Origin of the sequence: Lysobacter sp. TY2-98 (assembly GCF_003367355.1) — a bacterium.
GTDB lineage: Bacteria > Pseudomonadota > Gammaproteobacteria > Xanthomonadales > Xanthomonadaceae > Cognatilysobacter.
This window is the reverse complement of sequence record NZ_CP031413.1, coordinates 2560001-2580430: the sequence shown is the minus strand read 5'-3', so window position 1 is coordinate 2580430 and position 20430 is coordinate 2560001. Positions and strand designations below refer to the sequence as shown.

Genomic DNA, 20430 nt, shown 5'->3' with positions numbered 1-20430 from the left:
TCTCGGGCCGGGCCGTGCGCCGGCAAACACCCGAGTGTAGCGGACGCGGCCTCGACGCTCAGTCGGCGCTGATGACGCGGTCGCGGCCGGCCGTCTTGGCGCGGTAGAGCGCGGCATCGGCGCGGCCGAGCAGGTCGTCGATGCGGTCATCGGTCGGCGCGGACGTGGCGACGCCGGCGCTGGTGCGGACGATCAGCCCGGGCACCGAGTCGATGTCCAGCTCGGCGACCGCGCCGCGCAGCCGCTCGGCCATGCGCGCGGCGTCGTCGCGGCGGGTGCCGGGCAGGATGACGACGAACTCCTCGCCGCCGGTGCGGCCGAGGCGGTCCTGCGGCCGCAGGACCTCGGCCAGTGCGCGGCTGGCGCGGATCAGCACGGCGTCGCCGATGGCATGCCCGTGCTGGTCGTTCACGCGCTTGAAGTGGTCGAGGTCGAGCAGGACGACGCTGATCGGGCGGCCGTCCGCCTGGGCGCTGGCGAAGGCGTCCTCGGCGAGGCGGCGCAGGCCGCGGCGGTTGGCGATGCCGGTCAGCGGATCGGTGAGGGCGAGCACGCGCAGGCGCTTGGATTCGCGCGCCTGCAGCAGGGCGAAGGCGGCCAGCGCGCCGGCCAGCGCCAGGCCGAGCCCGAGCACCGTCCAGCGCCACGGGCGCTCGCGCTCGAGCGCGCGGATCTGCTGCTCGCGAGCGCGCCGGCCCAGGTCGAGGCGGGCGTGCTCGCGCGCACGCCGGTAGGCGTCGAACTGGAGACGTCCGAGTTCGACGCTCTGGTCGTCGGCGGCGGCCTGCAGGCGCTTGTCGAGCGCGTCGAGTGCGCGCAGGTCGGCCAACGCGGCGACGGGGTCGCCCACGGCTTCCTCGCTGGCCGCGCGCGCGCGGTGCAGCAATGCGAGGTAGCGCGTGCTGTCCTGCGCGCGCATCAGCGGCTCCGCATGGTCGAAGGCGGCGATGGCGGCGCGGTGGCGGCCGAGCGCGGCGAGCGCGCGGCCCTCGGCCTGGTCGAGCATGGGCTCGTGTGTGGCGATGTCGTCGACCGCCAGCTCGCGTCGCGCCAGCCCGACCGCCCCGAGCGCGCGGGTCGGATTGCCGGCGACCAGCCACGCGTTGGCGAGGCCGAGGTGTGCGTAGCCGCGGTCGATGGCGTCGGAGCGCTGCGCCACGGCCAGCGCCTCGCGGAACCTGGCCAGCGCCTCGGCGCCCCGCTCCTGTTCGTCGAAGGCGTAGCCCTGCTGCATCAGCGCCGCGTAGAGGTCGGGCACGCTGTCGATGCGGCGCGCGTAGGCCTCGGTTTCGCGCAGGTAGGTCATCGCCTGCGGGTACAAACCCATGCGGCGATAGACCATGCCGATGTTGAGCAGGTTGGTTTCCGACCGCCGCGCCAGCTTGGCGCGGTCGAACACGGCCTGCGCGGCGAGGAAATCCTGCAGCGCGCGGGCGTGGTCGCCCTGCAGCGAAGCGATGCCGCCGCGATAGGTGAAGCCGTCGCCGAGCAGGCGCGGGTCCTCGGCCTGGGTCGACAGCGCGATGCCGCGGTCGTAGGCGCGGCGCGCGCCGATGGGATCGGCCGTCTCGAGCGCAAAGCCTTCGCAATAGGTGAAGCGCGCCCGGGCGTCGAGGTCATGGGCCCGCTCGGCGTCGGCGCGCGCGGCCCGCGCGTAGGCCAGTTCCGCCTTGGTGTCCTTGACGAACGCGAGGTCGCAGACAGCGCTGCGGTAGCGCAGCGCGCTGTGGGCGTCGCCCGGCGGCAGCGCGGCGCGCAGGTCGGCGAGCGCGCGGGCGATCTGGCGGTCGTCGTCGACCGGCACCTCGCCGTCGTCGATCTGCCGGAACAGCCGGTCGAACTCCAGCGCCGACGGCGCCGCATGCGCGCCCGTCGCGACGGCGAGCATCGCGGCGGCGAGCAGGGCGGGGAGGAGCGGTCGGCGCACGGGCAAGGGTCGAGCGTAGCGGAGGGCTGCGCCGTCCGTGCGCCAGTGCCGATTGTGCGTCAGCCGCCGTCAGGGCGGGAGCAGGCCGCTTGGCCGCTCGACCGGCGTCCCACCGGCATCGGCAACCGGTCACGCCGCTGGCCCTAGAATGCGCGCCTTCCTCGCTGGGGTGCGCCCGATGTCCGACTGGTCGACCGACCTGGCCCGCAAGACCTATTCGATCCCGTACTGGTCGGAAGGCTATTACGACGTCGACGGCGCCGGCCGCATCAGCGTGCACCCGCAGGGTGCGGGCGGGCCCCAGATTGCGCTCGCGGAGGCCGTGGACCGCGCACTCGAGGGCGGCGCGCAGCTGCCGTTGCTCGTGCGCTTCCCGCAGATCCTCTCCGACCGCCTGCGCAAGCTGCAGGACGCATTCGCGTGGGCGATCAACGAGACCGAGTACGGCGGCGGCTACACCGCGGTGTATCCGATCAAGGTCAACCAGCACCAGTCGGTCGCGGGCACGCTGGCGTCGAACGTCGGCGAGGGCTTCGGCCTCGAAGCCGGCAGCAAGCCCGAGCTGATGGCGGTGATGGCGCTGTCGCGCCCGGGCGGCCTGATCGTCTGCAACGGCTACAAGGATCGCGAGTACATCCGCCTCGCGCTGATCGGCCGCAAGCTCGGGCTGGAGACGTACATCGTCGTCGAGAAGCCGTCCGAGCTGCAGTTCGTCATCGAGGAAGCCGAAGCGCTCGGCGTGAAGCCGGGCCTCGGCGTGCGCATGCGCCTGGCGTCGCTCGGCGCCGGCAAGTGGCAGAACAGCGGCGGCGACAAGGCCAAGTTCGGCCTCTCGCCGCGCCAGGTGCTCGATCTCTGGAAGCGCCTGCGCGACGCCGGCATGGGCGACTGCCTGGGCCTGCTGCACTTCCACATGGGCTCGCAGATCTCCAACGTGCGCGACATCGCCAACGGCATGCGCGAGGCGGTGCGTTACTTCATCGAGCTCTCGCGCCTCGGCGCGAAGGTGCAGTACATGGACGTCGGCGGCGGCCTCGGCATCGATTACGAAGGCACCCGCTCGCGCAGCTACAACTCGATCAACTACGGCGTGCGCCAGTACGCACTCAACATCGTGCAGCCGCTCGCCGATGCGTGCGAGGAACACGGCCTGACGCCGCCGCGCATCGTCACCGAATGCGGCCGCGCGATGACGGCGCACCACGCGGTGCTCGTCACCAACGTGTCGGAAGTCGAGCGTGCGCCCGAAGGCCGCGTGCCGGATGCGCACGACGACGAACCGCTGGTGATCCGACACCTGCGCAGCGTGCATGCCGAGCTGCAGACGCGCCCGGCCGTCGAGCTGTTCCACGAGGCGACGCACTACCACGCCGAGGGTCTCGACGCGTACACGACCGGCCAGATCGACCTCACGCATCGCGCGCGCATCGACGATCTCTACTACGCCATCCTCAACGGCGTGCGCGCACGCCTGTCGCCGATGGAGAAGACGCAACGCGAAGTGCTCGACGAACTCGATGAGCGCCTCGTCGACAAGTACTTCGTCAACTTCAGCGTGTTCGAGTCGATGCCCGACGTGTGGGCGATCCAGCAGGTGTTCCCGATCACGCCGATCGAGCGCCTGAACGAGGCGCCGACGCGTCGCGGCGTCATTGCCGACCTCACCTGCGATTCCGACGGTCGCATCGACACCTACGTCGAGAACGAGTCGCTGTCCACGTCGATGCCGGTGCACGCGCCGAATCCGGGCGAGGTTTACCGCCTCGGCTTCTTCCTGGTCGGCGCGTACCAGGAAATCCTCGGCGACATCCACAACCTGTTCGGCGATACCGATGCCGTGGCGGTCAATGTCGACGCGGACGGTTTCCAGTTCATCCAGCAGCGCCGCGGCGACACGATCGACGTGATGCTGGACTACGTCGGGTACGATATCGCCCAGCTCAGGCAGGCCTACCGCGACAAGGTCGCGGCCGCCGGGCTCGCCGCCGACGAAACACTGCGGCTCAACGAGGCACTCGAAGCGGGCCTCACCGGCTACACCTATCTGGACGACGCGCCGTTCGACTGACGGCGCGCAGGGAACGAACAATGAAAACCGGTTTCATCGGTCTCGGCGCGATGGGCGCGCCGATGGCGCGTCACGTGCATTCGCGCGGCCTGCTCACGGCCGTCGGCACGCGCACGCAGGACAAGGCCGACGCGCTCGCCGCGGAGCTCGGCGTGCGCGCCGCGCGCAACGCCGCGAACTTCGCCGACTGCGACGTCGTCGCGCTGTGCGTGCCGCTGGACGCGGACGTGCTCGAGAACGTCGCGGGTCTGGCGGACGTGCTGCGTCCGGGCACGGTCGTCATCGACCATTCGACGGTGTCGATCGACACCGCACGCCGTGCGGCCGCCATGTGCGCGGAGCACGGCATCGGCTTCATCGACGCGCCGGTTTCGGGCGGCGTCGAAGGCGCGCGCAACGGCAAGCTGTCGGTGATGGCCGGCGGCGACGCCGACGTGCTGGAAAAGGCGCGTCCGGTGCTCGAAAGCTACGCCGCGCGCATCTCGCACATGGGCGGCACGGGCGCGGGCCAGGCGACCAAAGCGATCAACCAGGTGCTGGTCGCGGGCATCAACGAAGCCGTCTGCGAGGGTCTCGCGCTCGCGGAGAAGCTGGGTCTCGAGCCGGAACGCCTCATTCCGACGCTGATGGCCGGTGCGGCATCGAACTGGTTCCTCGACAAGCGCGGCGCGACCATGCTGCGCGACGAGTTCACGCCCGGCTTCAAGAACGCGCACATGCTCAAGGACCTGCGCATCGTGCAGGGTATGGCGCAGCAGACGGGTATCCGCACCACGGTCATCGACCAGGCGCTGGCCGACTACGCGGAGCTCGTCACCGAGCGCGGCCTCGGCGACGCCGACACCTCCGCGCTGATCGCGCTCAAGCGTTCACGCTGAGCCGGTACGGCGGCGCGCGGCGATGCGTTCGCCCGCGACCGCCGCGCCCCACGCGACGATCGCCGACAACACCAGCTGCAGTGCGGTGTTGCGCAGCAGCCAGTGCACCGCGCCGCCGTGCACGGCAGGCGCCCCGCCGTAGGCCGCCATCGAACTGGTGATGCCGATCAGGAGCACCAGCCCGACCGCGGCGATGCCGAAGCCCTGGCGTGCGATCACGCCGCCGACGCCCATCGCGATCGCAACGGCGAGCAGATCCAGGATCTCGACCGAACCGAGCGGCGTGGACCAGCCGCCGTTCGAGCGATGCAGCAGGAACAGCGCGCCGGTCAGCGCCACCAGCACGACGAGGGCGACGGCGCAGGCGATGAGTCGGCGGGGCGGCGGAATCGAACGCATTGGGCGCATCCAGGGAAGGGCCGTTCGAGTCTAGGCGTTCCGCGTTGTGCTGGGGCGCGTCACGGCGCGTGATTCGGCGGGATCGCCTCGGACGTAGACGTGGCGTTCGGTATGGCTGCGGGTCTGGAGCGCCATCGTGACGCCGCTGCGTGACACCGGGACCGCGACATCGGCGCACCGGTTTGAGATGCGCGTGTGGTCGTCAATCCTTGCATGTTCGACGCATTGCGCGTGCTGGCAAGGCAGGTGCATGACCCGCAATGTCGGATCGCCGGAAGTGCAATGCGCATCCTGCGTCTCCGGGGCGTTCGATCGCTCCGCGCGTCGTGATGCACCGCGATTTCCACCGGCGGATGCCGCGGTCCACCCACGGGTGAGTACTCGAAGCGACGCACGCCGAAAAGCACGACGCCGCGCATTGGCGCGGCGTCGTGGTGCGGCTGAGGGCGCCGACCGTGGCGCCGAGCGTCAGTTCGTCTTCACCGCCATCGCCGACAGGCCGCCACTCGCAAGTTTGCGCTTGGCTTCGGCGAGTTCGCTGGCGCTGCCGTACGGGCCCATGCGCACGCGATAGACCGTCTTGCCGCTGATCTGCGCGGATTCGACGCGCGCGCCCAGGCCGAGAAGCGCGATCTTCGCCTTCAGTTCTTCCGCCTGGCCGGAGGCCTGGAACGCGCCGGCCTGCAGGATGTAGTGCGTGTCCGCCGGTGCCGCAGCCGTCGTCGCGGCGCTCGGGGCCGTCGCTGCATGGCTGTCGGTCGATGCCGGCTTCGGCGCGCTTTCGTCGATCGGTGGCGGCAGCGGCTTCGTGTCGCTCGTGGCGGTCGCGGTTGCAGCGGGCGTCGACGGTGCGGGTGTCGGATCCGTCGGCGCGGGCTTTTGCGCCTTCTCCGCCTGCTCGCTCGCGGCGAGCTCGGCGTCGGTCATCGGCACTTCCTTGCCCGGCAGCAGCGTGTAGAAGTCGAAGTCCTGCTTCTTCTTGGCATCGTCGGCCGGTGCGGTGGCGGCCTTCGGCGTCGCGTTCTTGTCGTCGACGGCTTCATCGTCGACCACCGCGTCGTCACCATCGGCGGGCTTGGGCAGCGCATCGGGATTCGGCGTCGGACGGAAGAAGCCGTCCTTGTCGCGATGCATGAGGCGCGGCGCCGCGAGCACGACCAGCAGCGTGATCGCCACGCCGATCACCAGCCACGCCCAGCCGGGCATCGAACCGCCACCACCACCGCCGCCGGAACGGCGCGCCTGGGTCTTGCCGCGCTTCTGCGCCATCACATCACCTCGGGGGCGGAGACGCCCAAAAGCGCCAGTCCATTCGAAATCACCTGACGCGTGGCTGAAGCCAGCGCGAGGCGCGCATCGCGCACGTTCGCGTCGTCGACCAGGAACTGGTGCTCGTTGTAATACGACTGGAAGGCCTGCGCGAGTTCGAGCAGGTAGGCCGCGATCTGGTGCGGTTCGAGATCGCGTCCCGCCGTTTCGACGACTTCGGCGTAGCGCGACAGGTCGGCGACCAGCGCGTGCGTGGTCGCGTCGTCCAGATCCAGCGGTTGCGCGAGGCCGTTCTGCAGATCGAACGCGAGTCCACGCTCCTTGAGCTGACGCATCAGCCCGCACATGCGCGCATGCGAGACCTGCACGTAGTAGACCGGATTGTCCATCGACTGGCTGCGCGCGAGGTCGATGTCGAACGTGAGCTGCGAATCGGGCTTGCGTGCGATCAGGAACCAGCGCACGGCGTCCGCGCCGACCTCGTCGATCAGGTCGCGCAGGGTGAGGTAGCTGCCGGCGCGCTTGGAGAGCTTCACTTCCTCGCCGCCGCGCAACACGGTGACCATCTGGTGCAGCACGTATTCCGGCCAGTTCTGCGGAATGCCGGCGTCGAGCGCCTGCAGGCCGGCCTTCACGCGCGCGAGCGAGCCGTGGTGGTCGGCACCGAGTTCGGTGATCGCGCGCAGGTAGCCGCGCTGCCACTTCGACAGGTGGTACGCGACGTCCGGCACGAAGTAGGTGTACGTGCCGTCGGACTTGCGCATCACGCGGTCCTTGTCGTCGCCGAAGTCGGTGCTGCGCAGCCACAGCGCGCCGCCTTCCTCGTACGTGTGGCCGTGTGCGATCAGTTCGCGCACGGTCTCCTCGACCTTGCCGTCGGTATAGAGCGAGCTCTCGAGGAAGTAGACGTCGAAGGTGACGCCATAGGCTTCGAGGTCGAGGTTCTGCTCGCGGCGCAGGTAGGCCACGGCGAACGCGCGGATCGCGTCGAGATCGTCGGGATCCTTCGCGCCGACGACGGTGTGGCCTTCGACCTCGACCGCATCGCCGCGCAGATACGCGGCGGCGACGTCCTTGATGTAGTCGCCGCGGTAGCCGTCTTCCGGCCAGCCGGCGTCGTCCGGGCCGCGACCCTTCGCGCGTGCCTGCGTCGAGATCGCGAGATTCTGGATCTGCACGCCGGCGTCGTTGTAGTAGAACTCGCGCGCCACGTTCCAGCCGTTGGCGTCGAGCACGCGCGCGATGCAGTCGCCGATGACCGCGGCGCGGCCATGGCCGACGTGCAGCGGGCCGGTCGGGTTCGCCGACACGTATTCGACGCCCGCGCGGCGGCCGTTGCCGCTGTTGTTGCGACCGAATTGCGTGCCCTGCGTGGCGACGTCGCGCAGCGTCGAGCGCCACGCGCCTTCGGCGACGCGGAAGTTGATGAAACCGGGACCGGCAATTTCGACCGACGCGATCGCATCGTTCGTCGGCAGTGCGTCGACCAGCGCCTGCGCGATTGCGCGCGGGTTCGACTTGGCCGGCTTGGCCAGCAGCATCGCCGCGTTGGTCGAGAAGTCGCCCTGCGCACGGTTCTTCGGCCGCTCGATGACGAAGTCGGGCGAAGGTGCATCGGCAGGGAGCGTGCCGGCGGCGCGCAGGGCGTCGATGGCCTGCTCGACGAGGGCGCGGAGCGTGGATTTCACGGTCGGTCCGGGACTGCGGGACGGGGGCGGCATTGTACGGTCGCGCCGAGCGGCCGGGTCCGTCGCCGGTCACGCCCGGGGCAACGGGGGCGCCTCGGCACCGCATGGCGACGGCGGACAGACGCCAATGCCGTTCCACCGGTGCCGCAGCCGACCATGGCCGCACCGCTACACCCACCCCCGAGCCGCCATCGACACCGCCGGCCCATCGCCGACGACGAAATGGTCGAGCAGCCGGACATCGACCAGCGCCAGCGCCTGCTTGAGGCGCGCGGTGACCACGCGATCGGCGGCGCTGGGCTCCGGATTCCCGCTCGGATGGTTGTGGCCGACGATCACCGCCGCGGCGTTGTGGGCGAGCGCGCGGCGGGCGACGTCGCGGGTATGCACGTCCGCGCCGTCCAGCGTGCCGTGGAACATCTCCTCGAACGCCAGCATGCGATGGCGGACGTCGAGGAACATCACCGCGAACACTTCGTGGTCAAACGGGCGCAGGCGCTGGGCGAACAGGCGTCCGGCGGTGGGCGGATCCTTCAGGGCGTCGCCGCGTTCGAGGTCGGCGGCAAGCACGCGCTGGCCGATCTCCAGAGCAGCAGCCAGTGTGCACGCGCGGGCCGGGCCGACGCCGCGCAGCTCCGCGAGCTCGTTGGGCGACCGCTCCAGCAGTTTCCGCAGCGGGCCGTGCTCCGACAGCAGCCCGCGCGCCGTCGCCACCGCGTCCTGCCCGCGCAGTCCGGAGCCGAGGAACAGTGCGAGGAGTTCGGCGTCCGACAGCGCACCCGCGCCGCGCGCGAGCAGCTTTTCGCGCGGTCGCTCGGCGGCCGGCCAGTCGCGGATGTGCATGCGTCCCTCCGTGGACGTCGATGGGACGGTCATTGCACCGTGACACCCGGCACGCGGCGGATCGGGCGATTGCGGCCGTTCGGGTAAGCTGTCGACCGCCTTCTCCGTCGGAATTTTCCGCCCCGTGACCGCGCTTTCCGGCCACCGCATCCTGCTCTGCGTGACCGGCGGCATCGCCGCCTACAAGGCCGCCGAGCTGGTGCGTCGCCTGCGCGACGCCGGTGCCGAGGTGCGCGTGGCGATGACCGAGAACGCGCAGCGTTTCGTCGGCGCGACCACCTTCCAGGCGCTGTCCGGCCAGCCGGTGCGCACGTCACTGTGGGACGAACAGGCCGAAGCCGCGATGGGCCACATCGAACTTGCGCGCTGGGCGAGCGTCGTCGTCGTCGCGCCGGCCACCGCGAACACGATGGCCAAGCTCGCGCACGGTTTCGCGGACGATCTGGTCACGACCCTGTGCCTCGCGACCGAAGCACCGATCGCCGTCGCCCCCGCGATGAACCGCGTGATGTGGGCGAACGCCGCCACGCAGGCGAACGTCGCGACGCTGCGCGACCGCGGCGTGCTGGTCATCGGCCCCGACGCCGGCGACCAAGCCTGCGGCGAGATCGGCGAAGGCCGCATGGTCGAGCCGATGGCGATCGTGCGCGCCTTGTCGGGCGAGGCCGCATGAGCGCGCTCGCGGGGCGCCGCGTCGTGGTCAGCGCCGGGCCGACGTTCGAGGACCTCGATCCGGTGCGTTTCCTCGGCAACCGCAGCAGCGGAAAGATGGGCTTCGCCGTGGCGACCGCTGCGGCCGCGCGCGGCGCCGACGTCGTGCTGATCGCCGGCCCCGTGCATCTTGCGACGCCGCCGAACGTCACCCGCATCGACGTGCGCAGCGCCGCGCAGATGCATGCCGCAGTCACCGCCGCGCTGCCGTGCGACGTCTACATCGGCGCAGCGGCCGTCGCGGATTACACGCCGGTCTCGATCTCGCCGAACAAGCTCAAGAAGCAGCCCGGGCAGGACACGCTCACGCTGCAGCTGGTGCGCACGCGCGACATCCTCGCGGAGGTCGCGTCGCATCCGAAGCGCCCGCACCTGGTCGTCGGTTTCGCCGCGGAGACGCACGATGTCGAAACCTATGCGCGCGGCAAGCTCGTCGCGAAGAAGCTCGACCTGATCGCCGCGAACCGCGTCGGCGTGGAAGGCAGCGGTTTCGAAAGCGACGAGAACACGTTGGTCGTGTACGACGCGGACGCGGCGACCACGCTCGGCCCCGGCGCGAAGTCCGACATCGCGAACGGCCTACTCGACCTGATCGAGGCCCGCCTCGCATGACCGAACGCACCATCGAAGTCCGCCTGCTCGACGCGCGCTACGGCGGCACGTGGCCGCTCCCCGAATACGCCACCACCGCCAGCGCCGGCGTCGACCTGCGTGCCGCGCTGGAAACGCCGCTGACGATCGCGCCGCGCGAAACGCACCTCGTGCCGACGGGCCTGTCGATCCACATCGCCGATCCGGCGCTGTGCGCCGTGATCCTGCCGCGCTCGGGGCTCGGGCATAAACACGGCATCGTGCTCGGCAACGGCACGGGCCTGATCGACGCGGACTACCAGGGTCCGCTGATGGTGAGCGTCTGGAACCGCGGCGATGCGGCTTTTACGATCGAGGCCGGTGACCGCATCGCCCAGCTCGTCGTGCTGCCGATCGTGCGTGCGACGTTCCAGGTGGTCGAAGAATTCGAAACGAGTGCACGCGGTGCCGGTGGCTTCGGCCACACCGGCGTGCGCTGAACAACAGACTGCGACGAGCAGGGGAGTAATCGCGATGTCCAATGCCCAGGTCGACCGCCTCAAGACGTTGATTCCGCTGCTCGCGGGGTTCGCGTTGTTGCTGGCGGGCTGGTTCGGCTTCAACGCCTGGGCGCAATGGCGCGACGAGGCCCGCCATTCCGACGTGCAGGCCGCGCGCGACACCGTCGTGCAGGCGGCGCAGTCCATGCTCGACGGCGCGCAGAAGCGCTTCGCCAGCCAGCTCGCGAGCCCCGGCGTGCAGGACGCGCTCAAGAACGGCCAGTTCGACCGCGCCGCCGAACAGCTCACCGCGGGCTGGAAGGGCGCGAGCGGCGGTGAGGTCCGGCCGGCCACGCTCGACGGCCTGTACGACACGCTGGGCACGCCCGGCAACAAGGGGCCGGGCTACGGTCATGTCGCCGCGCTCGAAGCCGCGGTCACCGCCGGCAAGCCGATCGCGTGGGCGATGCGCGACGGCGCCAACGCGTTCATCGCGCTGGCCGCGCCGGTCGACGCCGGCAAGGTGCCCGCGGTCGCGCTGGTGCGTCTGCCCATGAGCGCGCTTGCCGAGGCGGTGAGCAATGCCGATATCGGTGAAGACAGCTACCTGGCGCTGCGTCAGGGCAGCGCCAACCTCGCCGAGAAGGGCGACGGCAACCTGTCCGGTAGCGCCGAAGCGATGGCGGAAAAGATTTCCGGCAGCGATCTGCGCGTCGCCGCCGCGGTGCCGGACGTCGCCGGCGGCCCGCTCGGCCTCGGCTCGATCGGCTGCGCGATCGTCGCGCTTGTGTTCGTGTTGCTCGCCGTCTTCGTCGTGATGCTGCCCAAGCTGCTTGCGCGGCGCGCGACCGGAGCCGTCGTCGAGCACGACGAATCGCCGACGCTCGCCGACGTCACGCGCCCCACCGAACCGCTGCCGGTCTCCGCCGAGAAGCCCGAAGCGGTGAAGCAGTCGCTCGCGCTCGATCGCGGCATCTTCCGCGCCTACGACATTCGCGGCGTGGTGGGCCAGAGCCTCGATGCCGGCATCGCCGAGCTGATCGGCCAGGCGATCGGCACCGTGATGCAGGAGCAGGGCCTGCGCGACATCGTCGTCGGCCGCGATGGTCGCCTGTCCGGCCCGGCGATGGCCGAAGGCCTGATCACCGGCCTGCGCCGCGCCGGACGCAACGTGCTGGACATCGGCGTGGTGCCGACGCCGGTCACCTACTTCGGCGCGTACCACCTGCGTGCGGGTTCCTGCGTGTCGATCACCGGCTCGCACAATCCGCCGGACTACAACGGCTTCAAGATCGTGGTCGGCGGCGAGACGCTGTCGGGCGACGCGATCATGGACCTGTACGCGCGCATCGCCGATGACCGCCTGCACACCGCGCCGACGCCGGGCAACCTCGAAGCGCAGGACATCGGCGAGGACTACGTCCAGCGCATCGCCGCCGATATCCAGATCGACCGTCCGCTCAAGGTCGTCGTCGATGCCGGCAACGGCGCCGCCGGTGAGATCGGCCCGCGCGTGCTCGAGGCGATCGGCGCGGAAGTCATCCCGCTGCACTGCGAGATCGACGGCACGTTCCCGAACCATCACCCGGATCCGAGCGAGCCGCACAACCTCGTCGACCTGATCCAGATGGTCGAGCGCCTCGATGCCGACCTCGGCATCGCCTTCGACGGTGACGGCGACCGCCTCGGCGTGATCACGCGCGACGGCCAGAACATCTTCCCGGATCGTCTGCTGATGATGTTCGCGGCCGACGTGCTCGAGCGTAATCCGGGCGCGGTGATCCTGTTCGACGTGAAGTGCACCGGCCGCCTGCCGGGCCACATCCTGCGTCACGGCGGTTCGCCGCTGATGTGGAAGACGGGCCACTCGCTGATCAAGGCGAAGATGCGCGAAACCGATGCGGAACTGGCGGGCGAGATGAGCGGCCACTTCTTCTTCAAGGAACGCTGGTACGGCTTCGACGACGGCATCTATTCCGCCGCCCGCCTGCTCGAAATCCTCGCCGCGCAGTCGCGCACGCCGACCGAGACGCTCAACGCGCTCCCGAACGGCGTGTCGACGCCGGAGATCAAGGTCGACGCACCGAACGGCAATCCGCATGCGTTCGTCGACCGTTTCCGGGAGGAGGCGAAGTTCGAAGGTGCACGCCTGTCGACCATCGATGGCCTGCGCGTCGACTACGCCGACGGCTGGGGCCTGGTGCGCGCCTCGAACACCACGCCCATTCTCGTCATGCGCTTCGATGCGGACAGTGCGGACGCACTCGCCCGCATCCAGAACGCGTTCCGTGAGCAGCTGCTCGCGCTGCAGCCGGATCTCGTGCTGCCGTTCTGATGCGCTGGCTGGTCATCAAGTACCTCGTCACCGCGGCGATCATCGTCGCGGTGTCGGAAGCGGCGAAGCGCAGCGATCGGCTCGGCGGATTCATCGCCGCGCTGCCGATGGTGACGGTGCTCGCGCTGGTGTGGCTGCACCTCGAGCGCCAGCCGCAGGCCAAGCTCGCAAACCATGCGTACTACACGTTCTGGTACGTGCTGCCGACGCTGCCGATGTTCCTCGCGTTTCCGTGGCTGCTCGCACGGCTCGGCTTCTGGCCGACGCTGGCGGTGTCCGCCGCGCTGACGATCGCCTGCTTCGCGCTCACCGCCTGGGCGGTGAGGCCATTCGGAATCGAGTTGCTGCCTTGATGCGCGCCTGCGGCGGGATCCGACGGCCCCGCCGGGTCTCACGCGAATCGCGCACGACGGCCGAAGCCCGGTCGATCGTTTCGTCGGTCGTCGTTCGCAGCGCAAGCGAGCGTGATGCGTTCCGTCGCTCGGCGCTTCCCGGCGTCGTCCGATCCGTTCCGCTTCGCGACGCGACGCGCGGGGATCACCCGGCCGGCGTTGCCGCGACCGCGGCCTGCGGCTTCAGTTCGCGATAGCGCGCAACCGCGTCCTCGAGCTGCGACTGCAACGTCGCCGCCTGCGACTGCAACGTGACCAGCGCGGCCTGCTGCACCAGCAGCTGATCGTGCTGGGCGCGGATGTCGCCGGCCAGCTTCTTGGGTACGGGCTTCTTGTTGAGCTCCATCTCGCCCGCGCGCTGCAGCAGCGCAACCAGGCTTTGGCGCAGGCCGTCGATGCCCATGCGCGCGGTCTTCATCGCGTCGGCATTGAGCGACACGCGCTCGCCGAACGCCTTGCGCAGGTCCGCTTCGGTCGCGAAGGTTTCGATCATCGCCATCAGCCGGCGATGCTCGGCCTCTTCCGCTGCGGCGTTGTCCGCGTCGGCCTTGGCCTGCGCGGCGGCGGCCGCACGCTCTTCGGGCGTCAGCGCGCGGCCGACCTGCGAGGTCGCCATGCCGCTTTTCGCGTTGATCTCGGTGCGCGCCGCGTCCACCGCGCTCGACGGCAGCGCGTCACCGCAGACCTTGCGGCCGCCCTCGTTCCAGCAGTAGAGCTTCTTGGACGCAGGCGCCGTCTGGGCGTGCGCGGCCGAAGCCAGGCCGAGGAAGACGAGAGCGAGCAGCGGGGAACGGGTCATGGAGGGCCGTCGGTCGGTCGTGGTGACCGGATTCGATGCAACTTTCGCGCCAGCAGCGATCACTCGCAACCGTAGGCTGCGCGATACGCCAACAGCCGCTCGCGACGGCTGGCGTCGGCGTCGCCGGCGGTGAAGTCGAGCAGATCGGCCAGGCGCGCCACGGCAATCACGGGCAGGCCCTGCTCGTCCGCGACGGTTTGTGCCGCGGAGCGTCGGGACCGCGTCGGGTCGACGGCCTCCTGGCGATCGAGGGCGATCACGATGCCGGCCGGCACGCCGCCCGCGGCGCGGATCTGCGCCAGCGCTTCGCGGATCGCAGTGCCGGCGGTGATCACGTCGTCGACGATCAGCACGCGCCGGCCGTCCAGCGGCGCACCGATCAGCAGGCCGCCCTCGCCGTGATCCTTCGCTTCCTTGCGATTGAACGCGACCGGCAGGTCGCGGCCGCGGCGTGCGAATTCGCAGGCCAGCGCCGTCGCTAGCGGAATGCCCTTGTAGGCCGGCCCGAACAGCAGTTCGAAGTCGACGCCCGCCGCGTCCACCGCGTCCGCATAGCAGCGCGCCAGTTCGGCCAGCGCCGCGCCCGAATCGAAGCGGCCCGCGTTGAAGAAATACGGGCTGACGCGGCCCGACTTCAGGGTGAATTCGCCGAAGCGCAGGGCGTCGACGCGCAGGGCGAGTTCGAGGAAGCGGGTGCGATGGTCGGACATGACGGTGACGGCGTGCGACGGAGGCCCGCATCGTAAAGCAGCGAGCGGCTACGCTTGGGGCCGGTCCCGAGTCCGAGTCATGCATGCGCGTCATCAGCTTCAACGCCAACGGCTGGCGTTCCGCCGCCAAGAAGGGCTTCATCGACTGGCTGCGCGAGAAGGACGCCGACATCCTCTGCGTGCAGGAGACCAAGGCGCAGGAGCACCAGCTGCGCCTGCCCGAGCTGATCCCGCCGGGTTACCACGCGAACTTCCGCGATGCGACGACGAAGAAGGGCTACAGCGGCGTCGCGATCTATTCCAAGCGCGAACCCGACGAGATCCGCACGGGCCTGGGCCGCGTCGACTTCGACGAGGAAGGCCGCTACATCGAAGCGCGCTTCGGCGATCTCTCCGTCGTCTCCGTCTACGTGCCGTCCGGCACCAGTGGCGACGAGCGCCAGGGCTTCAAGATCGACGTCATGGACTGGTTCGCGCCGATCCTGCGCGAATGGGCCGCGAGCGGTCGCAAGTACATCGTCTGCGGCGACTGGAACATCGTGCGCAGCCGTCGCGACATCACCAACTGGACCGGTAACCAGAAGAACACCGGCTGCCTCCCGCACGAGCGCGCTTGGTTGAATTCGCTCATCGCCGATCAACACGGCGACGGCTCGCCCTGCGCCGACGACGGCGGCTGGGTCGACAGCTTCCGCGTCGTCAAACCGGATGAATCCGGCGAATACACGTGGTGGAGCAACCGCGGACAGGCCCGCGCCAACAACGTAGGCTGGCGCATCGATTACCAGCTGGTCACGCCGAACCTGCGCGACGCGATCCGCCACTGCGAAACGCATCGCGAACCCCGGTTCTCCGACCACGCGCCCTACATCGTCGACTACGACTACCCGGAGTACGCCGCTTGAGCACGCCTGCGAAGACGAAGGTTTCGGTCTGGAGCGCGTTCGCGCATCCCGCCGCATGGACGATGTTCTTCTTCGGCTTCTCCTCGGGCCTGCCCTTCCTCCTCGTCGCCGGCACGCTCGCGTTCTGGCTCAAGGACAAGGGCATCGAGCTCAAGGAGATCACGATGATCGCCAGCGCCGGCCTGCTCTACACGTTCAAGTTCGTGTGGGCGCCGCTGCTCGATCACTGGAAACTGCCTGGTTTCGCCCGCCTGGGTCGGCGCCGCGGCTGGCTGCTGTTCGCCCAGCTCGGCGTCACTGCGGCGCTGCTTGCGATGGCGGTGCTCACGCCCGATCGCCTGCAGGCCTTCATCTTCGCGACGGTGCTCGTGGCGTTCTTCGGCGCAACGCAGGACATCGCGGTCGACGCCTACCGCATCGAGATCGCCCCGGTCGAAGCGCAGGGCGCGCTCGTGGCCACGTACTCGCTGGGCTACCGCATCGGCCTCGTCGTCGCCGGGGCGCTCGCCGCGATCATGTCCGACCACATCGCGTGGACGATCGTCTATGTCGTGATGGCCGCCGCGATGCTGATCCCGATCGTTGCGAACCTCATGTCGCGCGAGCCGGAAGTCACGTTGGTCAAGACGCACGGCTGGTCGCACGCGATGGAAGTCGCCGTCGTCGAACCCTTCGTGGACTTCTTCCGTCGCTACGGCGTCGGGCTCGCACTGACGATCCTGGCCTTCATCCTGCTGTTCAAGGTGCCGGAGCAGGCGACGATCGGCGGCATCATGAGCCCGTTCTATCGCGACATGGGCTTCTCCAAGACCGAGATCGGCTCGATCACCAAGCTCTACGGCATCTGGATCGGCATCGTCGGCGTGTTCCTCGGCGGCGCGATGGTGGCGCGGCTCGGCGCGTGGAAGTCGCTGGGTGTGATGGTGCTCGTCTGCGGCATGTGCAACCTGCTGTACCTGCTGCTGCCGGGGCACAAGGGTGACCTCGGCATGCTGACGTTCGTGATCTCGTTCGAGAACCTCACGCTCGGCATGCTCGGCCCGCCGACCGTCGCTTTCCTGTCGTCGCTCGTGAATCGCGAACACACCGCCACGCAGTACGCGCTGCTGAGCTCGCTGGTGAACCTGCCGGGCAAGATCCTCGGCTTCTTCGCCGGCGGCATCGCCGAAGCGACGGGCTACGGCATGTATTTCATCATCACCGTGCTCGCGCTGGCACCGGCGATGCTGCTGTATGCGGTGCTGACGCCGAAGTTCCGGGCGCGTGAGGCACAGGCCGCCGTCACTCAGGCCGGATAGACCGTTCCCAGCACCCGCGACCCGCGCGCGCCGGTGACCGCGGGCACGTTGCCCGGCAGATGCGAAAGCGTCTGTCGGGCCAGCCACGCGAACGCCATCGCCTCGACGAAGTCCGCATCGAGGCCATGCACATCCGTCGCCTCGACGGTGCAGTTCGGAAGGCGTGCTGCGATGCGTGCGATCAACGCCGGGTTGCGAACGCCGCCGCCGCAGACGAGCACGCGGCGCGTGTCCGGCTGATGCGCGAGCAAGGCATTCGCAACCGTCGCGGCGCTGAGCTCGAGCAGCGTCGCCTGCACATCCGCGGCGGACTCACTTCCGCTCACGCGCGCATCGACCCAGTCGAGATGGAATTGCTCGCGGCCGCTGCTCTTCGGCGGCGGCAGCGTGAACCAGGGCTCGTCGAGCAGCCGCGCGAGTAGCGCATCGTCGACACGCCCGCTCGCCGCGAACACGCCGTCGCGATCGAACGCCTCGCCGCGATGGCGCAGGCACCACGCATCGAGCAGCGCGTTCGCCGGCCCGGTGTCGAAGCCGCGCACGTCGCCAACGCGCGGCAACAACGTGAAGTTGGCGATGCCGCCGAGATTCAGTACGGCGCGATCTTCCGCGTCCGAATGCAGCATGGCGGCGTGGAACGCCGGCACCAGCGGTGCGCCCTGGCCCCCGGCGGCGACGTCGCGACGACGGAAGTCCGCGACGGTCGCAATGCCGCAACGTTCCGCAATGACGTTGCCGTCGCCGATCTGCCATGTAAACGGATGCACGCCGTCGTAGGCCGCGCCCGCGGGGCGGTGCCGGATCGTCTGCCCGTGCGAGCCGATCGCGATGACCTCGCGCGTGTCGACGCCTGCAACGGTCAGCAGTTCATGCACTGCACGCGCGAACGCCTCGCCGACCTGCACGTCGAGCGTGCCGATCTCGTCCAGCCCACGCGCATCGCCGCCTTGGCCAAGTGCGACCAGTCGCGTGCGCAGCGCGTCATCCCACGGCACCACGACGCCGTGCTCGAGCCGGCAGCCCGTGTCGGAAACGTCCGGCCCAAAACGAACGAGCGCCGCGTCAATGCCGTCGGCGCTCGTACCTGAGATGAGGCCGACGTAAAGCCCGTCGGCCGGCATCGATGTCGTCATGTCACGAACGGCGGCGCGTCTTCGCGTCCGTCTTCGTGGTCGCTTTTGCGACCCGCGGTTCGTCGTCGCCCGCGTAGATGATGTTCTCGACTTCGCGGATGCGCGCGAGCGCCGTGCGGGTCTGCGCGCGGAACGCGACGAACGTCGCTCCGCTCAGCGGTTCCGGCGGCGGCATCGTGATCGACAGCGGATTGCGCTGCGCGCCATTGACCTTGAATTCGTAATGCAGGTGCGGCCCGGTGGCGAGGCCCGACGCGCCGACGTAGCCGATCACCGTACCCTGCGAAATGCGCTGGCCGACGCGTTCCTTGCCGAACGCCGACATGTGGCCGTACAGCGTCGAATAGCCGCGCCCATGGTCGAGTTCGACGACGCGGCCGTAGCCGCCCTTCCAGCCCACGAATGCAACGCGTGCATCGCCCGCCGCCATGATCGGCGTGCCGGTGCCCGCGGCGTAGTCGACGCCCTTGTGCATGCGCATGCGGCCCAGCACCGGGTGGAAGCGGTTGCCGAAGCCCGACGTCAGGCGCGCATACGGAATCGGCATGCGGATGAAGCTGCGCTTGAGCGAACGGCCGTCGGCGGTGAAGTACTCCGGCTTGCCGTTGCGATCGAAGCGGAACGCCGAATGCAGCGTCGCGCCGGTGGTGAACGTCGCCGCCAACACCGGGCCGGTCGAAACGAGCTCGCCGTCGCGCCAGGTCTGCTCGACGACGACGCTGAAACGGTCGTCGGCGCCGACATCGTCATTGAAGTCGATGTCGTACTTGAACATGTCGTCGGTCAGCGTGTTGACGTGCGCGCTGGTCAGGCCGAGCTTGCGCGCGGACGCATAGAGCGACTTGCCGACCTTGCCGGACAGCACCACGGTGCGCGTCTCGGCCGGGCTGACGAGGAGGTTCTGCTTCACCTCGCCGTTGGCGAAGGTCAGCTCGACGCGATGCGCGTCGTCCTGGTCGAACCGGAACGCGCGAAGTTCGCCGCCGACGGGCAGGTCGAACGCGAGCTGTGTGCCCGGCTTCATCGAACGCAGGAGCTGGTTCTTGACCGCCGACTGCGCCAGCAGCTGTTGCTGCGTGGCCTGCGGAATGCCGAGGTCCTTCATGATTGACGCGAGCGTCTGGCCGCGCTTGACCTGCACCATCTGCCAGCTGTCGCCCTGCGCCTGCGCGAGGCGCAGCGGCGGCAGCGCGAGCGCCATCGAATGACGCGGCGCGGACGCGTGACCGCGCGTGACGACCGGACGGTCGAAGCCAGGAACGATCGCGGCCGCAAGCATCGCGGCGGTCGCGAACAGGCTGGCGTGCGCCCACTGGCGGCGCGACCAGCGCCCGTTGAAGCCGTGGCCTTCGTGCGCCGTCACCGGACGGTGCAGCGTTTCCTCACGAAGGGCATCCAGGCGCGCGCGGCGCGCCGAGGCGGTGTCTGTCATGCTGCGTGTTCCCCGGAGGCCGTGTAGGCCCCATCACGACCGTAAAATAGACACGCGAGATCGGTGCGTCAAACCATTGAAGTAAATGGTTTTTTTCGTCAACGCTCGTTTTACATCCACTTAACTTTTCACCGGTCCTTCACTGGACCGGGGTCGCAAATCGCGATCTTGCGTGAGACCGATCCATGTCGATTCAGGACGCCCTCGACCTCATCGCCCGCGGCGCGGAAGAGATCCTCAAGCCGGAAGAGCTGGCCAAGCGGCTGGAAGAAGGCCGCCCGCTCCGCATCAAGGCCGGCTTCGACCCGACCGCGCCGGACCTGCACCTCGGCCACACCGTGCTGCTCAACAAGATGCGGCAGTTCCAGGATCTCGGCCATCAGGTGATCTTCCTGATCGGCGACTTCACCGGGATGATCGGCGACCCGACCGGCAAGAACGTCACCCGCAAGCCGCTCACCCGCGAGGACGTCGAGGCGAATGCCAAGACCTATGCCGAGCAGGTCTTCAAGGTGCTCGATCGCGCACGCACCGAAGTGCGCTTCAACAGCGAATGGTTCGGCGCGATGTCGG

At 69.4% G+C, this 20430-nt stretch carries 17 protein-coding genes and 1 pseudogene (1 of these 18 running past the window's edge); 9 read left to right on the top strand and 9 right to left on the bottom strand.

Going from position 1 to position 20430, the window contains the following annotated elements:
* Positions 1 to 58: 58 nt before the first annotated feature.
* Positions 59 to 1927: a GGDEF domain-containing protein gene (locus DWG18_RS12560; protein ID WP_115647503.1), complete on the bottom strand. Its 1869-nt coding sequence runs from the start codon at positions 1925 to 1927 to the stop codon at positions 59 to 61.
* A 178-nt stretch (positions 1928 to 2105) separates the two neighbouring features.
* On the opposite strand from DWG18_RS12560, the gene speA reads away from it, so the two are divergent.
* Together speA and DWG18_RS12550 are read left to right on the top strand one after the other, a co-directional pair.
* The gene (speA, locus tag DWG18_RS12555; protein WP_115648177.1) at positions 2106 to 3995 is read left to right on the top strand and encodes an arginine decarboxylase; all 1890 of its coding nucleotides are present in this window, start codon (positions 2106 to 2108) and stop codon (positions 3993 to 3995) included.
* Between the two features lie 20 nt (positions 3996 to 4015).
* Positions 4016 to 4873, top strand: a complete 858-nt coding sequence (locus DWG18_RS12550; RefSeq protein ID WP_115647502.1) for an NAD(P)-dependent oxidoreductase — start codon at positions 4016 to 4018, stop codon at positions 4871 to 4873.
* Here DWG18_RS12550 and DWG18_RS12545 read toward each other — a convergent pair.
* The 4 genes from DWG18_RS12545 to radC form a co-directional block, all read right to left on the bottom strand.
* The gene (locus DWG18_RS12545; RefSeq protein ID WP_115647501.1) at positions 4865 to 5272 is read right to left on the bottom strand and encodes a hypothetical protein; all 408 of its coding nucleotides are present in this window, start codon (positions 5270 to 5272) and stop codon (positions 4865 to 4867) included. The two genes, DWG18_RS12550 and DWG18_RS12545, sit on opposite strands and share 9 nt — an antisense overlap.
* Before the next feature lie 468 nt (positions 5273 to 5740).
* Positions 5741 to 6541, bottom strand: a complete 801-nt coding sequence (locus tag DWG18_RS12540) for an SPOR domain-containing protein (RefSeq protein ID WP_115647500.1) — start codon at positions 6539 to 6541, stop codon at positions 5741 to 5743.
* Positions 6541 to 8229 (bottom strand): arginine--tRNA ligase, encoded by a 1689-nt coding sequence (gene argS, locus DWG18_RS12535; protein WP_115647499.1) that lies wholly within the window; start codon positions 8227 to 8229, stop codon positions 6541 to 6543. Before argS ends, DWG18_RS12540 begins: the two co-directional genes overlap by 1 nt.
* 168 nt (positions 8230 to 8397) lie before the next feature.
* The gene (radC, locus tag DWG18_RS12530; RefSeq protein WP_115647498.1) at positions 8398 to 9072 is read right to left on the bottom strand and encodes a DNA repair protein RadC; all 675 of its coding nucleotides are present in this window, start codon (positions 9070 to 9072) and stop codon (positions 8398 to 8400) included.
* A gap of 112 nt (positions 9073 to 9184) precedes the next feature.
* Between radC and coaBC the strand changes: the two are divergent.
* The 4 genes and pseudogenes from coaBC (at position 9185) to DWG18_RS12510 (ending at position 13541) form a co-directional block, all read left to right on the top strand.
* Positions 9185 to 10395: pseudogene (gene coaBC, locus DWG18_RS12525) on the top strand (bifunctional phosphopantothenoylcysteine decarboxylase/phosphopantothenate--cysteine ligase CoaBC).
* Positions 10392 to 10853, top strand: a complete 462-nt coding sequence (dut, locus tag DWG18_RS12520; protein WP_115647497.1) for a dUTP diphosphatase — start codon at positions 10392 to 10394, stop codon at positions 10851 to 10853. Before coaBC ends, dut begins: the two are co-directional and overlap by 4 nt.
* Positions 10854 to 10887: 34 nt before the next feature.
* The gene (locus tag DWG18_RS12515) at positions 10888 to 13188 is read left to right on the top strand and encodes a phosphomannomutase/phosphoglucomutase (RefSeq protein WP_115647496.1); all 2301 of its coding nucleotides are present in this window, start codon (positions 10888 to 10890) and stop codon (positions 13186 to 13188) included.
* Positions 13188 to 13541, top strand: coding sequence for a DUF3147 family protein (locus tag DWG18_RS12510; protein WP_115647495.1), 354 nt, complete (start codon positions 13188 to 13190; stop codon positions 13539 to 13541). The genes DWG18_RS12515 and DWG18_RS12510 overlap by 1 nt, the downstream gene beginning before the upstream one ends.
* A gap of 184 nt (positions 13542 to 13725) precedes the next feature.
* Here DWG18_RS12510 and DWG18_RS12505 read toward each other — a convergent pair whose 3' ends face one another.
* Together DWG18_RS12505 and pyrE are read right to left on the bottom strand one after the other, a co-directional pair.
* Entirely contained in the window at positions 13726 to 14379 is a 654-nt protein-coding gene (locus DWG18_RS12505; RefSeq protein ID WP_115647494.1) for a hypothetical protein, read from the bottom strand.
* Between the two features lie 59 nt (positions 14380 to 14438).
* Positions 14439 to 15089: an orotate phosphoribosyltransferase gene (pyrE, locus tag DWG18_RS12500; RefSeq protein ID WP_115647493.1), complete on the bottom strand. Its 651-nt coding sequence runs from the start codon at positions 15087 to 15089 to the stop codon at positions 14439 to 14441.
* An 83-nt stretch (positions 15090 to 15172) separates the two neighbouring features.
* Here pyrE and DWG18_RS12495 point away from each other — a divergent pair, with 83 nt between their 5' ends.
* Together DWG18_RS12495 and DWG18_RS12490 are read left to right on the top strand one after the other, a co-directional pair.
* On the top strand, positions 15173 to 15994 hold the full coding sequence (locus tag DWG18_RS12495; protein WP_115647492.1) for an exodeoxyribonuclease III: 822 nt from the start codon (positions 15173 to 15175) through the stop codon (positions 15992 to 15994).
* A complete protein-coding gene (locus tag DWG18_RS12490; protein ID WP_240318526.1) occupies positions 15991 to 17292 on the top strand; it encodes an MFS transporter in 1302 nt (433 codons plus the stop codon). The genes DWG18_RS12495 and DWG18_RS12490 overlap by 4 nt, the downstream gene beginning before the upstream one ends.
* On the opposite strand, the gene DWG18_RS12485 is transcribed toward DWG18_RS12490, so the two are convergent.
* Together DWG18_RS12485 and DWG18_RS12480 are read right to left on the bottom strand one after the other, a co-directional pair.
* Complete coding sequence (locus DWG18_RS12485) at positions 17280 to 18425, bottom strand: anhydro-N-acetylmuramic acid kinase (RefSeq protein ID WP_115647491.1); 1146 nt, start codon at positions 18423 to 18425, stop codon at positions 17280 to 17282. The two genes, DWG18_RS12490 and DWG18_RS12485, sit on opposite strands and share 13 nt — an antisense overlap.
* Position 18426: 1 nt before the next feature.
* On the bottom strand, positions 18427 to 19857 hold the full coding sequence (locus tag DWG18_RS12480) for a M23 family metallopeptidase (RefSeq protein ID WP_115647490.1): 1431 nt from the start codon (positions 19855 to 19857) through the stop codon (positions 18427 to 18429).
* 185 nt (positions 19858 to 20042) lie between these two features.
* Between DWG18_RS12480 and tyrS the strand changes: the two genes are divergently transcribed.
* Positions 20043 to 20430, top strand: partial view of a tyrosine--tRNA ligase gene (gene tyrS / locus DWG18_RS12475; RefSeq protein ID WP_115647489.1) — the start only. 821 nt of this gene lie beyond the right edge of the window; only the first 388 of its 1209 coding nucleotides appear in the window; it begins with the start codon at positions 20043 to 20045; its stop codon lies off the right edge, out of view.